This is a genomic window from Salmonella sp. HY31 (assembly GCF_042604575.1).
Taxonomy (GTDB): Bacteria; Pseudomonadota; Gammaproteobacteria; order Enterobacterales; family Enterobacteriaceae; genus Salmonella; species Salmonella diarizonae.
In genome coordinates this window covers 1,373,408-1,388,555 of the sequence record NZ_CP170479.1, presented here as the reverse complement: position 1 = coordinate 1,388,555, position 15,148 = coordinate 1,373,408, and the positions used below count along the sequence as shown (strand labels likewise).

The 15,148-nt window shown below is 52.9% G+C and carries 14 protein-coding genes and 1 tRNA gene; 5 read left to right on the top strand and 10 right to left on the bottom strand.

The genetic code is table 11. The features are described 5' to 3' along the window. Positions 1–12: 12 nt before the first annotated feature. Genes ACE15A_RS06455 through prmB form a run of 5 tightly spaced genes read right to left on the bottom strand, consistent with a single transcriptional unit; the run spans position 13 to position 4,251 of the window. Positions 13–561, bottom strand: a complete 549-nt coding sequence (locus ACE15A_RS06455; protein ID WP_023248529.1) for an elongation factor P hydroxylase — start codon at positions 559–561, stop codon at positions 13–15. After that, the gene (locus tag ACE15A_RS06450) at positions 561–1,370 is read right to left on the bottom strand and encodes a sulfite exporter TauE/SafE family protein (RefSeq protein ID WP_023247470.1); all 810 of its coding nucleotides are present in this window, start codon (positions 1,368–1,370) and stop codon (positions 561–563) included. The genes ACE15A_RS06455 and ACE15A_RS06450 overlap by 1 nt, the downstream gene beginning before the upstream one ends. Next, positions 1,370–2,194 carry a penicillin-insensitive murein endopeptidase gene (mepA, locus tag ACE15A_RS06445; RefSeq protein WP_053507778.1) on the bottom strand — a complete coding sequence of 275 codons (825 nt, stop codon included), beginning with the start codon at positions 2,192–2,194 and terminating at the stop codon, positions 1,370–1,372. The genes ACE15A_RS06450 and mepA overlap by 1 nt, the downstream gene beginning before the upstream one ends. A 3-nt stretch (positions 2,195–2,197) precedes the next feature. Next, positions 2,198–3,283 carry a chorismate synthase gene (gene aroC / locus ACE15A_RS06440; RefSeq protein WP_023247468.1) on the bottom strand — a complete coding sequence of 362 codons (1,086 nt, stop codon included), beginning with the start codon at positions 3,281–3,283 and terminating at the stop codon, positions 2,198–2,200. A gap of 35 nt (positions 3,284–3,318) precedes the next feature. Further along, positions 3,319–4,251 (bottom strand): 50S ribosomal protein L3 N(5)-glutamine methyltransferase, encoded by a 933-nt coding sequence (gene prmB / locus ACE15A_RS06435; protein WP_023247467.1) that lies wholly within the window; start codon positions 4,249–4,251, stop codon positions 3,319–3,321. Between the two features lie 165 nt (positions 4,252–4,416). Here prmB and smrB point away from each other — a divergent pair, with 165 nt between their 5' ends. Continuing rightward, a complete protein-coding gene (gene smrB / locus ACE15A_RS06430) occupies positions 4,417–4,968 on the top strand; it encodes an endonuclease SmrB (RefSeq protein WP_053507779.1) in 552 nt (183 codons plus the stop codon). 99 nt (positions 4,969–5,067) lie between these two features. Here the strand turns inward: smrB and sixA are convergent, their stop codons facing one another. The 4 genes from sixA to ACE15A_RS06410 all read right to left on the bottom strand — a co-directional run bounded on the left by sixA (position 5,068) and on the right by ACE15A_RS06410 (position 9,681). Next, positions 5,068–5,553 carry a phosphohistidine phosphatase SixA gene (gene sixA / locus ACE15A_RS06425; RefSeq protein ID WP_001195805.1) on the bottom strand — a complete coding sequence of 162 codons (486 nt, stop codon included), beginning with the start codon at positions 5,551–5,553 and terminating at the stop codon, positions 5,068–5,070. Positions 5,554–5,761: 208 nt separating this feature from the next. Beyond that, a complete protein-coding gene (gene fadJ / locus ACE15A_RS06420; RefSeq protein WP_053507780.1) occupies positions 5,762–7,909 on the bottom strand; it encodes a fatty acid oxidation complex subunit alpha FadJ in 2,148 nt (715 codons plus the stop codon). After that, positions 7,909–9,219: an acetyl-CoA C-acyltransferase FadI gene (gene fadI / locus ACE15A_RS06415; RefSeq protein ID WP_053507781.1), complete on the bottom strand. Its 1,311-nt coding sequence runs from the start codon at positions 9,217–9,219 to the stop codon at positions 7,909–7,911. Before fadI ends, fadJ begins: the two co-directional genes overlap by 1 nt. 177 nt (positions 9,220–9,396) lie before the next feature. Next, the gene (locus ACE15A_RS06410) at positions 9,397–9,681 is read right to left on the bottom strand and encodes a YfcZ/YiiS family protein (RefSeq protein ID WP_000030903.1); all 285 of its coding nucleotides are present in this window, start codon (positions 9,679–9,681) and stop codon (positions 9,397–9,399) included. 370 nt (positions 9,682–10,051) lie between these two features. On the opposite strand from ACE15A_RS06410, the gene fadL reads away from it, so the two are divergent. Beyond that, a complete protein-coding gene (gene fadL / locus ACE15A_RS06405; protein WP_164984567.1) occupies positions 10,052–11,359 on the top strand; it encodes a long-chain fatty acid transporter FadL in 1,308 nt (435 codons plus the stop codon). A gap of 60 nt (positions 11,360–11,419) precedes the next feature. On the opposite strand, the gene mlaA is transcribed toward fadL, so the two are convergent. Next, on the bottom strand, positions 11,420–12,175 hold the full coding sequence (gene mlaA / locus ACE15A_RS06400) for a phospholipid-binding lipoprotein MlaA (protein ID WP_023247463.1): 756 nt from the start codon (positions 12,173–12,175) through the stop codon (positions 11,420–11,422). A gap of 289 nt (positions 12,176–12,464) precedes the next feature. On the opposite strand from mlaA, the gene ACE15A_RS06395 reads away from it, so the two are divergent. The 3 genes from ACE15A_RS06395 (at position 12,465) to ACE15A_RS06385 (ending at position 14,889) form a co-directional block, all read left to right on the top strand. Then, positions 12,465–13,400 (top strand): formate/nitrite transporter family protein, encoded by a 936-nt coding sequence (locus ACE15A_RS06395; protein ID WP_023247462.1) that lies wholly within the window; start codon positions 12,465–12,467, stop codon positions 13,398–13,400. A gap of 81 nt (positions 13,401–13,481) precedes the next feature. Next, a tRNA-Arg gene (locus ACE15A_RS06390) sits at positions 13,482–13,556 on the top strand. Positions 13,557–13,719: 163 nt separating this feature from the next. Further along, complete coding sequence (locus ACE15A_RS06385) at positions 13,720–14,889, top strand: tyrosine-type recombinase/integrase (RefSeq protein ID WP_053507783.1); 1,170 nt, start codon at positions 13,720–13,722, stop codon at positions 14,887–14,889. Positions 14,890–15,148: the final 259 nt, after the last annotated feature.

Sequence of the window (15,148 nt, the reverse complement as noted above, 5' to 3'; positions counted from 1 at the left end):
GTGGCGCTGGCTTTAGTTGAGCGCTTCCGGCCACGGGAACTGTTCCGCCTTAAGTTCGGGCGTGTGATAATAATTCTGTAGCGCTTTGATAAAGCGGGCCGGACGTTCAGGAATGCCCTGCTCCAGATACGCTATTACTTGCGCATGAACCCGGCGCTGAAACGCCACGCGATCCGGCTCAATGTCGCCTTCCAGATTGTCGCAACTGACGTTAAAGGGATACCCCGCGGCCACGCAAAACAACCAGTCGAAAGCCTGTGGCTTTACCTCAACGTCTTCAAATTGACTTTGGGTCTGCGCGTCGCGTCCATCCGGGCAGTACCAGTAACCAAAGTCGACCAGTTCGCGGCGCGCCTTACCGGCGATGCACCAGTGTGAAATCTCATGCAGCGCGCTAGCGTAAAACCCATGCGCAAAGACGATGCGGTGGTACGGTACCTGCGCGTCAGCAGGAAGATAGATCGGCTCGTCGTCGCCTTTAATCAGACGGGTATTAAACTCTTCGGCAAAGCAGCCGTTAAAAATCTCAATTAACTGTTCGTAATGATGCGTACTGTTCATTAATTCATCCCCAACCAGTGGAGGATCTCCTGTCCGTGGCTATCATAAAGTAACTTGGCGCTCATCACCGCCGAGACAATAACGATCATCGGTCTGATAAGTTTTTGGCCTTTACTCAACACCAGACGCGACCCCATTCGCGCCCCTAAAAACTGACCAACCAGCATCACAAAGCCCGTCGCCCAGATCACTTTGCCGCCGATGATAAATAACAGCAGGCCGCCAACGTTGGAGGTAGCGTTAAGCACTTTGGCATGCGCTGTGGATTTCGCCAGGTTGTAGCCACATAAGGTGACAAACGCCAGAGCGTAAAACGACCCGGCGGCAGGCCCGAAAAAGCCATCGTAAAACCCGACGCATCCCCCGGCTATCAACGCGAACGGTAATCCATACAGGCGGCGCTGGCGATCTTCCTCGCCCAGCTTCGGCATCAATAAAAAATAGAGGCCGATGAAAATCACCAGGATGGGCAAGATCTGGCGCAAAATATCCGCCTGTACGTGCTGCACCAGCAGCGCGCCGCTCATAGAGCCAATGAACGTCATCAGAATATTGAGCTTTTGCTCGGCCAGGTTTACCACTTTACGGCGAATAAAATAGAGCGAAGATGAGAGGGAGCCGCCGCACGCCTGTAATTTATTGGTCGCCAGCGCGTTTGCCGGCGACATCCCGGCGGCCATCAGCGCAGGAATAGTGAGCAGCCCTCCGCCCCCGGCAATAGAGTCGATAAATCCCGCCAGTACGGCGACAAAAAACAGCACCACCAGCAGCAGCGGGGAGACCATAAACAGATCATAAAAATTGTCCATCAGAGTACATGCTCATCCAGTAGCGCCTGGCAGGAAGGCGGCAACGGCGGCGGTGTCTTCTTCTCAGGCTTTGTGGTGCCAGGTTTTGGCGGTTCGAACCAGCTTTGCAGTTCAGCGCCGCATCCATCGCCCGGCGGGGGTAACGGTTGATCTTCGCACTCCAGGCTGTCGGCAGGGCAGCGTAAACGCACGTGCATATGCGCGCGATGCTGGAACCAGGGGCGCACTTTACGTAGCCAGTCACGATCGCTTCCGGCATCGAGACAAAGCTGTTGTTTAATAGCCGGATTGACGAAAATACGGGTGACGTCATTGTCTTGTGCCGCCAATTTGATCAGACTGGCGATATCCGACGACCAGCGCGACGGCACGACATGTTTACCGTCGCGGGACACCAGATCCAACGCCTGCGGGCGCAATAGCTGCGCCTGGCTCCAGCGCGTTTTCGGCAACTGCAAGAAAATATCCACATCAAGCCCGGTCTGATGACTGGCGTGTCCGCCGTTAAAGCGGCCCCCGGCAGGCATCCCCATGTCGCCTATCAGGACGGTTCCAAGCCCCCGATGATGCGCCTGATGACTCAACCGCTGGATAAACATGACCAGATCCGGGTGGCCGAAATAACGGCGCTGATCGGTGCGCATCACCTGATAATTGTCGGACTGTACCGGCAATGTGTCGGCACCGATGATGCATCCGTTGGCAAAACTACCAACAGACTGCGCGGAGCCGGGGACAGGATGGGTTATTTTCTGCCACGGCGTCGCTGCCAGGCTGGCGCTACTGACAAACCATGCCAGCAACGCAATCGCGGTTTTTTTCATTTCTTACCAGCGTGGAATCTCTGACTTTACGTCCGCATTCTGTGCCCGATGACGTAGCAGGTGATCCATCAGCACGATCGCCAGCATGGCTTCTGCGATCGGCACTGCACGAATCCCCACACACGGATCGTGACGTCCTTTGGTGATCATCTCGACTTCTTCACCCATCCGGTTAATCGTACGTCCCGGCACGGTAATACTGGACGTAGGTTTCAGCGCCATATGCGCCACAATGTGTTGCCCGCTACTGATACCACCGAGGATGCCGCCCGCGTGGTTGCTCTGAAAACCCTGTGCCGTGATTTCATCGCGATTCTGACTGCCGCGCAGCGCCACCACGTTAAATCCTTCGCCGATCTCCACACCTTTCACCGCATTGATGCTCATCAGCGCATGGGCGATGTCCGCGTCCAGTCGGTCAAATACTGGTTCGCCAAGACCTGCCGGCACGCCGCTTGCCATCACCGTCACTTTCGCGCCGATGGAGTCACCCTCTTTTTTCAGCGCGCGCATCAGTTCGTCCAGCGCATCAAGTTTGTCCGCATCGGGGCAAAAGAACGGATTAAGTTCAACCTGACGCCAGTCTTTAATCTCCAGCGGAATGTCGCCCATCTGGGTCAGGCAGCCACGGATTTCGATACCGAACTTTTTCGCCAGGTATTTCTTGGCGATCGCCCCTGCCGCTACGCGCATCGCGGTTTCACGCGCGGAAGAACGTCCACCGCCACGGTAATCGCGCAGGCCGTATTTCTGCTCATAGGTGTAATCCGCGTGTCCCGGACGAAAAACATCCTTAATCGCGCTGTAATCCTGCGAGCGCTGATCGGTATTTTCAATCAGCAGGCCAATGCTGGTGCCGGTCGTCACGCCGTCAAACACGCCGGAGAGAATTTTTACCTGGTCCGGTTCGCGGCGCTGAGTAGTATAGCGCGAGGTACCGGGGCGGCGTCTGTCGAGATCGTGCTGCAGATCGGCCTCCGTCAACGGGATGCCAGGCGGCACGCCATCGACGATACACCCAAGCGCCAGCCCATGCGATTCGCCGAAAGTGGTTACGCGAAAGAGTTGTCCAATTGTGTTTCCTGCCATCACGCCTCCGTTATCGTTGTTGTCATTTGCGTGTTTTAATCTTTATAAATGCTGAAATGTTCACGGGCCGCGAGCAACTGCGCTTTGGTCAACATAAAGACGCCATCGCCGCCGTTGTCAAACTCCAGCCAGGTGAACGGCACATCCGGGTATTGCTCCATCAGATGTACCATGCTGTTTCCGACTTCACAAATCAGAACGCCGTCATCGGACAGATAATCCGGCGCGTTCCCCAGGATACGGCGGGTCAATTTGAGGCCGTCAGTGCCGGACGCCAGCCCCAACTCAGGTTCGTGGCGATATTCGTTCGGCAGATCGGACATATCTTCCGCATCGACATAGGGCGGGTTAGTGACAATCAGATCGTACTGAACTTTCGGCAGATCGCGGAACAGATCGGAACGGATTGGCGTCACGTGATGGATAAGACCGTGTTCTTCAATGTTATGCTCGGCGACAGCCAGCGCATCCGGCGAAATATCGACCGCATCAACCTCCGCTTCCGGGAAAGCGTAAGCACAGGCGATGGCGATACAGCCGCTACCGGTACACATATCCAGAATATATTTCGGCTGTTGGCTAATAAGGCCGGCAAAGTGGTTATTAATCAGCTCGCCAATGGGCGAACGCGGCACCAGCACGCGCTCATCGACATAAAATTCGTGGCCGCAGAACCAGGCTTTATTGGTCAGATAGGCTACCGGGATACGCTCGTTAACGCGACGAATCACCCGCTCGACAATGCGGTGTTTTTCGCTGGACGTCAGCCGCGCGGTCCGCATATCTTCCGGAATATCCAGCGGCAGATAAAGAGACGGCAACACCAGTTGCACCGCTTCATCCCACGGGTTATCGGTGCCGTGTCCATACCAGATATTCGCCGCGCTAAAACGGCTTACCGCCCAGCGCAACATGTCCTGAATAGTATGCAGTTCACTCACTGCTTCATCGACGAAAATTTTATCCACGTATTCCTCCAGGGCATGCTCGCATTAAATTCGGCGGCTAGTTTGCCACGAAGACAGGGATAAATCAGCATTGACGCGGCGGGAGAATACGAAAAATCCGTTTTGACCGTTCGGATATACTCCGGGTCGGGTAAACTAAGGCAAAAGATCAGACGAGGCCCACGAATGAAAAAGAAAGCATCGCTCAGCGAGGAGGACCAGGCGCTGTTCCGTCAGCTGATGGTCGGCACCCGACAGATTAAACAGGATACTATCGTCCATCGGCCACTACGCAAAAAAATCACGGAAGTCCCTACCCGAAGGTTAATTCAGGAACAGGCGGACGCCAGCCACTATTTTTCTGATGAGTTCCAGCCGCTGCTCAATACGGAAGGGCCGGTAAAGTATGTCCGTGAAGATGTCAGCCATTTCGAGCTAAAAAAAATGCGCCGCGGCGACTATTCGCCGGAACTGTTTCTGGATTTACACGGTTTAACGCAGCTTCAGGCCAAGCAGGAACTGGGGGCGCTGATTGCCGCCTGCCGCCGGGAACATATTTTTTGCGCCTGCGTCATGCATGGACACGGTAAACATATTCTGAAACAGCAAACGCCATTATGGCTGGCGCAGCATCCGCATGTAATGGCCTTTCATCAGGCGCCGAAAGAGTACGGCGGCGACGCCGCGGTGCTGGTGTTGATTGAAGTGGAAGAGTGGCAACCGCCCGAATTACCCTGATGCGAAATTGCTGGATGGCGGCGCAAGCGCCTTATCCAGCCTACGAACAGTCAGCGCTGTCGTAGGCCTGAGAAGCGAAGCGCCATCAGGCAGCAAAGATTAAATCGCTTTCGCCATTTTCAGATTGCAGGGACTCATTTGCCAGTTGAATGTCCCCTTGCCGCTTTCATCAAGCGTAACGTTGGCAATTGCGGACGTCGTGAACATCGGCGGCGTTTCGCCAGGACAAAGCTCAGATACCAGGTATCCGACCAGAGGTAAGTGAGAGATCACCAGCACCGATCCGATCTCTTCATTGGCCAGCGCCTGAAGGTAGGCGCTGACCAGACCGACATCGCCGCAGGGCGTTAGCTCCGGCAGGACATCCACCTGAGCCGGCAGATTCATACAATCGCCGACCACATCTAACGTTTGTTCGGCCCGAAGAAACGGACTCACCAGAACACGTTCGATATCCACTTTTTGACCTTTCAGCCAGTTCGCCATCAGGCGAGACTCGTCACACCCACAAGAGGTCAAGGGACGAACCGAATCACTGGCGGCATCGAGGGCTGCGTCGCCGTGACGCATGATAAAAACTTGCATATTGCACCGCTTTTGTTAACCAGTTTCACCAGCACGCTTACCACATGCCCCTATTGGCTGTGGCAAAAATGCGGTGGCCGGCATTGTGCCTTATCCATTCACCGAATGAAACGCTGTTTTTTACCTCAATGGCGTAAGTATAGTCAATCCTTGATTATTATTTCGCCAACAAGGAGGCATTCAGTGCGGATTCATATTCTCTTTGACCTCAATTTCCCTGGTCAGTTTCCCCATTCGTCCAGAAATACTCTCTGCGCTCCGCCATGCGCACTAATTGTTCACAAGGCGCGTAACGAGGACCGTAAAGTGCGGCCAGGCGCTGTAATGTCGCCACCATTTCACCCGGCCCGAGAGCATCCATATAGCGGAACGGGCCGCCGAGAAACGGCGGAAAACCGATACCAAACACGGCGCCAATATCGCCATCGCGCGCGCTGCGAATCACTTTTTCGTCGAAACAGCGCGCCGCTTCGTTAAGCATTAACATGACACAGCGCTCTGCCACCTGCTGCGCAGACAGTCGACTCTGCCCTTGCACGCCAATAAGCTTATAAATAGCAGGGTCAACCTGTTTTTTGCTTTTACGCCCTTTTTCGCCATAAAGATAGAAACCGCGACCATTTTTTCTACCTTTGCGATCGTCATTCAAAATTGAAGCAACAACATTTGCAGGCGCGCTAAAACGTTCTCCATACGCCGCCTCAAGCACAGGGATAATTTTAGTACCCGTGTCGATTCCTACCTCATCCAAAAGTTGGATTGGTCCCACCGGAAAACCAAATTTTACCAGGGCAGCATCAATATGTTCGACGCGTTCGCCTTCAGTCAGCATCCGAATCGCCTCATTAATATACGGCGCGAGAATTCGGTTAACATAAAACCCGGCTTTATCGCTGACGACTATCGGGGTTTTACCCTGTTTTTTCGCCAATTTAACGGTCGTAGCGATGGTCTGCGTGGAAGTAGACGCATGAGGAATAACCTCAACCAGCGGCATTTTTTCGACCGGGCTAAAAAAGTGCAATCCAATCACCTGTTCCGGTCTGGCCGCATTCGCCGCAATATCGCCAATCGGCAGGGAAGAAGTATTGGACGCGAAAATGGTGTGGGCGGCGCAATTTTGCTCCACTTCCGCCACCATCTGTTGTTTTAACGACAGATCTTCAAACACCGCTTCAATTACCAGATCACGATGACTGAAACCAAGGTAATCAGTCGAACCTGATATCAACGCCAACTGTTTATCGCGTTCGCTGGCTTTGATATGGCGGCGGCGTACTTTTGTTTCAAGCTGGTTCCAACTGTACTTCAGAGCATGATTGATTCCCTGAGTATTTATATCCTTAATTCGTACTGGCAAGCCGCCTTTACAGGCCGTAGCCCAGGCGATACCGCCGCCCATTAACCCGCCGCCTAAGATGCCCACGCTGTTCAGCGGGCCGGGCGGCGCATCGCTACCGGGATCTTTTTTCACCTCGGTACTGGCAAAGAAAATAGCACGCAGCGCCTGCGATTGAGGCGTCATCGCCAGCTCGCCGAAAGCGCGCGCTTCCGCGTCATAGCCGCTACTGCTGCCCTGCGCCAGTCCGGTTTCAATCACATCAATGATCCGCTCCGTCGCCGGATAATTACCCTGCGTTTTTTGCGCCGTCTTTTTACGCACCAGGCGAAATAACAGCGCGCGTCCCAGCGGCCCTGCCAGGATACGTTCACGGATCGGTAATGTCCGCTGCGCCAGGCGTTCTTTTTTAGCCAGCTCGACAGCCGCCTCCAGTAAAATAGTTTGCGGCACCACATCATCAACCAGCCCGGCTTTAAGCGCCTGTCTGGCGCGAAGCTGTTTACCTGTCAGGATCATATCCAGCGCGGTACTGATCCCCACCAGCCGCGGAAGACGCTGCGTTCCGCCCGATCCCGGTAAAAGCCCTAACTGTACCTCCGGCAGTCCGAGAACGGTTTTAACGTCATCGGTACAGATACGCCGATGGCAGGCCAGCGCCATTTCAAGACCGCCGCCCAGGCAGGCGCCATGAATGGCGGCGATGACCGGAACAGGCAGCGCCTGGATCTCCGCCATCAGTTGCTGCCCCTGACGCGCCAACGTTTCCGCTTCCTGCGCGTTTTGGCAGTGGCCTATCATGTTGATATCAGCGCCAGCAATAAAGTTATCTGCTTTGGCTGAGATAAAAACAACGCCCTGCAACGCTTTATTTTCCCGGATCTGCTTCAGGATGGCGCGTACCTGCGCGGCAAACTCCGCTTTCAGGGTGTTCACCTTTTCACCAGGGACATCAATAGCGACAACCGCGACATTATCCAGACGCACGTTAAGCATAAAAGCTGATGTGGTAGCCATTATTCCGCCTCCAGAACCATAGCCGCGCCAAGGCCGCCAGCCGCGCAGGCCGTGACCAGGCCAAAACCTCCGCCCCGACGCCGTAATTCATGCAACGTTTGGGTTATCATCCGCGCGCCCGTTGCGGCAAAAGGATGCCCGTAGGCGATTGAGCCGCCGAGCACGTTGAATTTATCGTCATCCACCTCCCCTGTCGCCTGCGCACGACCAAGCACCTCACGGGCAAATCGTTCGCTGCCCAGCAGTTGTAAATTCGCCAGAGTCTGAGCGGCAAACGCTTCATGCATGTCAAAAAGTGTCAGATCGGCCATCGTCAACCCGGCCCGCTCCAGCGCCAGCGGCGTTGACCAGGCCGGCCCCAATAGCATGTCCTGCCAGACATCAATGGCGGTAAACGCGTAGCTGCGCAGATAACCAAGCGGGTGCAGCCCCAGCTCTTTAGCGCGGGATTCGGTCATCAGGATAACGGCGGCAGCGCCGTCGGTCAGCGGCGTACTATTGGCGGCGGTCACGGAGCCATGTTTTCTGTCAAAAGCGGGACGCAGTCTGGCGTAGTCTGCCAGCGTGGAGGTGCCGCGAATGTTGTTGTCTTCTGCAAAGGGGTTTTTATACGGCGGCACATAGGTCGTCATCACTTCTTCCGCCAGTTTACCCTCAGCCCATGCCTGCGCGGCGCGCTGATGTGAACGATGCGCCAGCGCGTCCTGCTGTTCACGCGTAATACCATACGTTTTCGCCATCTGTTCGGCGGTATCGCCCATGCGCAGACCGGTGGAATACTCAGCAACAGCGGGAGGAACGGGCAGCAGGTCGCGTAAGCGCAGACGAGAAAAAAGCGTCAGCCGTTGGCGGGTCGTCCGGGCTTTATTGACATCAACCAGTACCCGCGCCAGGGCTTTACTCACGCCTATTGGCAGTACCGACGACGAATCTGCGCCGCCCGCAATACCCGCGCGTATCGTGCCGGCCATCAGGCTTTCCGCCACATTCGCTACCGCCTGAAAACTGGTGGCGCAGGCGCGGCTTACGCTATAGGCATCGGTATGAACATTCATCCCCGTACCCAGCACAATTTCGCGCGCAATGTTGGGCGCTTCCGGCATTTGTACTACCTGACCAAAAACCAGTTGCTCAATGGCATCGGCAGGGATTTCACTGCGGGCCAGCAGCTCGCCTACCACCATCTTGCCGAGATCAACAGCGGGAATACCATGAAATGCAGTGGCCTGACGAGCAAAGGGGGTTCGCAACCCACTGACAATAGCAATGCGATCGCCCTGACGGGTGACCAACGGTAAAGCCTGACGCATAATACTCCCCTGTAAAAAAATAAATTAGTGGTCTGACCTGATCACAGTCTTAACCAATTTTTTACATTTAGCCAAGCAGAGAGAAAAGAAAGTGGGAGCTATGGCACAGTGAAGGGAAGTGATAAAAAAAGAAAACGCCTCCGCCAGATGATGACGGAGGCGTCGTTAATGAACGGATTAACGCAGGCCGAGCTGGAAGATAAGCGTTTCTGCTTCACAAGCGAAAACAAAATCAATATCCAGCCGAACGCCGTCAGATTCCTCGGTAAAGGTTGGCGTAATTTGGCAAGGCTCAGACTCCACGCTACGCGCTTTTTCGGTTAACGCTGCCAGCGTCTCTTCAGCCTCTGCGCGGGTAGCGAATACGCGGCTGTATGACGCGGTGCAATCGGAGTTATCCATGATGGTTCCAACGTCCATACAGCAGCAAACCGGGGTTTCATCAGCACTGCATTTACTCATTGTAGATTTCCTCTGTATTTGCACCCAGGGTGCCAGATAAACGATGGGGATATTTTACGCTCCCGGCATTCGCCTCTCCAGTCGTTAATGGAGGGAAACGCGTTAAGTGACCGAAATCACACTTAAAAATGATCTAAAACAAAAATCGCGCGATCGGGTGACCGTTAAGCCCGCCGATTTTGCCAACCAGATCTCGTTTCTAAGATCACAATTGAAAAAACTTATAAACATACTTGCAACATTCTAGCTGGTCAGACCTATACTCTCGCCACTGGTCTGATTTCTAAGTCGTACCGCAGACCCTACACTTCGCGCTCCTGTTACAGCATGTAACATAGTTTGTATAAAAATAATCAATGAGGTTATGGTCATGAGCCAGAAAACCCTGTTTACAAAGTCTGCTATCGCAGTCGCAGTGGCAATCATCTCCACCCAGGCCTGGTCTGCAGGCTTTCAGTTAAACGAATTTTCTTCCTCTGGCCTTGGCCGGGCCTATTCGGGAGAAGGCGCAATCGCAGATGATGCGGGTAACGTTAGCCGCAATCCGGCGTTAATTACCATGTTTGACCGCCCAACATTTTCAGCGGGCGCGGTTTATATTGATCCCGATGTTAATATTAGCGGGACGTCACCATCTCGTCGGACGTTAGATGCAGATAACATCGCGCCGACGGCTTGGGTGCCAAATGTCCATTTTGTCGCCCCGATTAACGATCAGTTTGGCTGGGGGGCTTCTATTACCTCTAACTATGGTCTGGCGACAGAGTTTAACGATACATATGCCGGCGGCTCGGTTGGCGGTACGACAGATCTTCAAACCATGAACCTGAATTTAAGCGGCGCTTATCGCTTAAATGAGGCCTGGAGCTTCGGTCTCGGTTTTGATGCGGTATACGCGCGCGCGAAAATCGAACGTTATGCAGGCGATTTAGGCCAGTTGGTCGCGGCGCAGAATCCGGCGCTGGCGCCGGTCGCAAGTCAGATTACCAGCGACACCAAGATTGCCCACCTGAACGGTAATCAGTGGGGCTTTGGCTGGAATGCCGGTATCCTTTATGAACTGGATAAAAATAACCGCTACGCTCTGACCTACCGCTCGGAAGTCAAAATTGACTTTAAAGGCAACTACAGCAGAGATCTTCCCATTGGTATTAACCGATATAACCTGCCCATCCCAACGGCAACCGGCGGCGCGACGCAGTCAGGCTACCTGACGCTCAATCTACCGGAAATGTGGGAAGTCTCCGGTTATAACCGCGTGGCGCCGCAATGGGCGATTCACTACAGCCTCGCCTATACCAGCTGGAGTCAGTTCCAGGAACTGAAGGCCAAGTCAACCAGCGGCCAGACGTTATTCGAGAAGCATGAAGGCTTCAAGGATGCTTACCGTATCGCTTTGGGCACCACCTATTACTACGACGACAACTGGACGTTCCGTACCGGTATCGCCTTCGATGACAGCCCGGTACCAGCGCAAAACCGTTCTATCTCTATTCCGGACCAGGACCGTTTCTGGCTGAGCGCCGGTACGACTTACGCCTTTAATAAAGATGCGTCTGTCGACGTTGGCGTCTCTTATATGCATGGTCAGAGTGTGAAAATTAATGAAGGCCCTTATCAGTTTGAATCTGAAGGGAAAGCCTGGCTATTCGGTACTAACTTTAACTACGCGTTCTAATCTCTTCCTGAAACGGATCAAAAAGGTGAGCATTGCGCTCACCTTTTTATTTGCAGCCGTTTATTCCGAGTCGATCTCTTTGAGTTCGTCCTGAATCGCCTGCGCGTTCGGGTTTTCCTGCGGCTTGAGTTTCCCGCCATTGGCGATAAAGTCATGACGCTGGAAGTACGCCTCGCGCACCATAATATAAGGATCGGAAGACTGGCGCAGCAAACCATCGGAATCCAGCAACTGCGCGCGGGTTTCTATCCCTTCGATAGTCCATTTTCCTATGGACATTGGCCAGGTCAACCACGAGAGCACCGGATACAAGGTATCCGCCATATCCCCGCCATCTTCACGCAGCGTAAAGCTACCGTAGAACGGAAGTTGCACATAAGGCCCATACCCCACGCCATAATGGCCCAGCGTACTGCCAAAACGATGCGGTTCAACGCGCTGCAGTTTAGGATTCGCCATTCCCGCGACGTCAATAAAGCCGCCCATCCCTAATAAGGTGTTCAGGAAGAAACGGGTGAAATGCACCATACCCTGATAAGGATCGCCCTGCAGGAAATAGTTCACCATGATCGCCGGTTCTTCGAGGTTGCCGGTGAAATTACTTAAACCGTTACGCGCAGGCTGTGGAACATAATCACGCCAGGCAACCGCGACCGGCCGAACAACATACGGGTCCAGCACATTAAAGTTGAAGTTGTACATGGTGCGGTTAAACCCTTCAAATGGGTCTGAACGCCCCTGCTGTTCTGTACCGGAACTCGCACACCCGATCAGCAGTGTGGTTCCCAGCGCCAGCGCCGACAGGCGAAGCTTCATAGATGTCTCCCTGTGAATTATGGCTATCGCTGATTGCCATCCATGACGGAACGCTACCGTATCCGCCTGTTTAGGTGTGAGCGATTTTAACAGCACGTCAAACGATGTCTATATGCGCGATCTCATTGCTCTGAGCATAGCCTGGTAACGTCAACAACGTGACGGTCCCATTCTAACGAAACAGATAAAAACGGGCGTGATCATTTTTATTTTTTCGGAGAATGTCCCGGCTTGGGTAAATGAAAAACCGCTACGCTTTATTAATACGTGTTAATCATCAGGGATCATCATGGATAGCCTTAACGACGATAAAATTAACCAGCACAGCAGTGATTTGGAAGTTGAAAGCGAAGAAAAACAAAGCGGTAAAGAGATTGAAGTGGATGAAGATCGTCTTCCTTCCCGCGCCATGGCGATTCATGAACATATTCGCCAGGATGGTGAAAAAGAGATGGAACGAGATGCGATGGCTTTGCTGTGGTCAGCCATTGCCGCAGGACTTTCTATGGGGGCATCACTACTGGCGAAAGGAATTTTCCACGTGCAGCTTGAAGGCGTTCCCGGCGGTTTTTTACTGGAAAATCTCGGCTACACTTTTGGTTTTATCATTGTCATCATGGCCCGCCAGCAATTATTCACTGAAAATACCGTTACCGCCGTATTGCCGGTAATGCAAAATCCCACCCTGAGTAACGTTGGCCTGCTGATGCGCTTATGGGGCGTAGTCTTATTGGGCAACCTTATAGGCACCGGGGTTGCGGCGTGGGCTTTTGAATATATGCCTATATTTGATGAAGAGACCCGCGACGCCTTTGTCAAAATTGGAATGGAGGTCATGAAAAATAGCCCAACGGAGATGTTTGCCAACGCAATTATCTCTGGCTGGATCATCGCCACAATGGTATGGATGTTTCCTGCTGCAGGCGGGGCAAAGATTGTGGTCATTATTTTGATGACCTGGCTTATCGCGCTGGGCGATACCACCCATATTGTCGTCGGTTCCGTTGAAATTTTGTATTTAGTTTTCAACGGCACGCTGCCCTGGAGCGACTTTCTCTGGCCCTTCGCCCTCCCCACACTTGCCGGAAATATCTGCGGTGGCACCTTTATTTTCGCATTGATGAGCCACGCGCAGATTCGCAACGATATGAGCAATAAGCGTAAGGAAGAAGCGAGGCTGCGCGGTGAACGCCTGGAGCGGGAGCGGAAAAAAGCGGAAAAATAGCGCTGAGTGGCGACGGTTTAACCAGTCAGGCGGCGCTACACTTACTCCGGCGAATAAAAAACGCTATACTGGCGCCGCGTTGTCCCCTTAGTTAAATGGATATAACGAGCCCCTCCTAAGGGCTAGTTGCAGGTTCGATTCCTGCAGGGGACACCACTTTTCAGTTCTTCCTCGTTCGTTACAGTTCTCAAATCCCCTTTATAATCACTACTTATGCCAAAAATAAGTTCTTAGGCGTTCGTAGCGGATCGTTGACTGCCGCGCATTAATGCGGGCATATTGTGGGCACATGTTAAAATGACCACGGATTTATGCCCACATGCTCACAGTAAAGCAAATTGACGCGGCAAAACCTGCAGAAAAATCATATCGCCTTGCTGATTCTGGAGGCCTGTTCCTGTTCGTACCTCCATCAGGCAAAAAGGTGTGGCGAATGCGTTACCGTTTCGACGGCAAGGAAAAGACACTGGTCATCGGACCATACCCGCAAATCTCGCTTACCGAAGCCAGGGCAAAACAATCTGACGCGAAAATGAAGCTGCTTTCTGGCGTGGACCCATCAGAGCAGAAGCAGGTTATAAAGAAGAAGGAAAAGGAAGCAGTAGCTCATTCGTTCGGTGATGTCTTCAGGGAATGGCATGCCCACAAATCGAAAGTATGGTCGAAAGGATATGCTGACGAAATGATGAACATGTTCACTGACGATATATTGCCGCTCATCGGGCATCTGAGAATGGAAGAGGTGGAGCCTATGATGCTACTGAAGGTGATCTGGCTATTTGAGGACAGAGGGGCGATGGAACGTGCTGATAAGGCTCGGCGCAGGTGTGGCGAGGTTTTCAGCTACGCAATAGTAACCGGAAGAGCTAAATATAATCCGGCTCCAGACCTTGTTGGGGCAATGAAGGGTTACAGAAAAAACAACTACCCTTTCCTCCCTATGCATCGCATTCACGAATTCCAGAGGGCGCTGAATGGGTATGGAGGCTGGGTTATAGGTAAGATTGCTGCTCAGGTTCTTCACTATACAGCAATGCGAACGGTGGAGTTACGTTCGTTGGTATGGTCAGGAATTGACTTTGAAAACAGCCTGATCACCGTTGACCCTGAAGTCATGAAAGGAAGAAAACTGCATGTCGTTCCAATGTCAGAGCAGGTTACAGCGCTTTTCAAATTCCTGCAACAAATCACCGGACAGTACGAACTTTGCTTCCCGGGAAGGAATGACAGGAAGAAGCCAATCAGCGAAAACGCCGTCCTTGGTGTAATCCGCAGCATAGGATATGAAGGACAGACCAGCGGCCACGGTTTCAGGCACCAATTCAGCACGGTACTCAACGAGAAGCACTGGAACAGCGACGCGATAGAAATGCAGTTGGCACACGTAAGCGGCGGGACACGATCAGTTTACAACCATGCTGCATATCTGGCTACCCGCAGAGAAATGATGCAATTTTGGGCAGACTGGCTTGATGAGAAGGTATCATAGGAACGCAACGCAAAGCCTTACAAACCGATGCAAAGGTTTGTGTGTCCCTCTTCGTTCTCACATCACAGTTCCATTAAGCACCCTGGATCTCATGATGCTGGAGGGAAGCAAGTTGGAGAGATAATTGCCACCTGTGCCGTGCCGGAAGAAAAGCAAATGATGGAGAGAACGATGCCCGCATGAAATATGTTGCTGACGGATGTAGAATGAAATTTTTGTATAACATGGAGCCACTTGTCGTAAATGATAGAAACTCGAT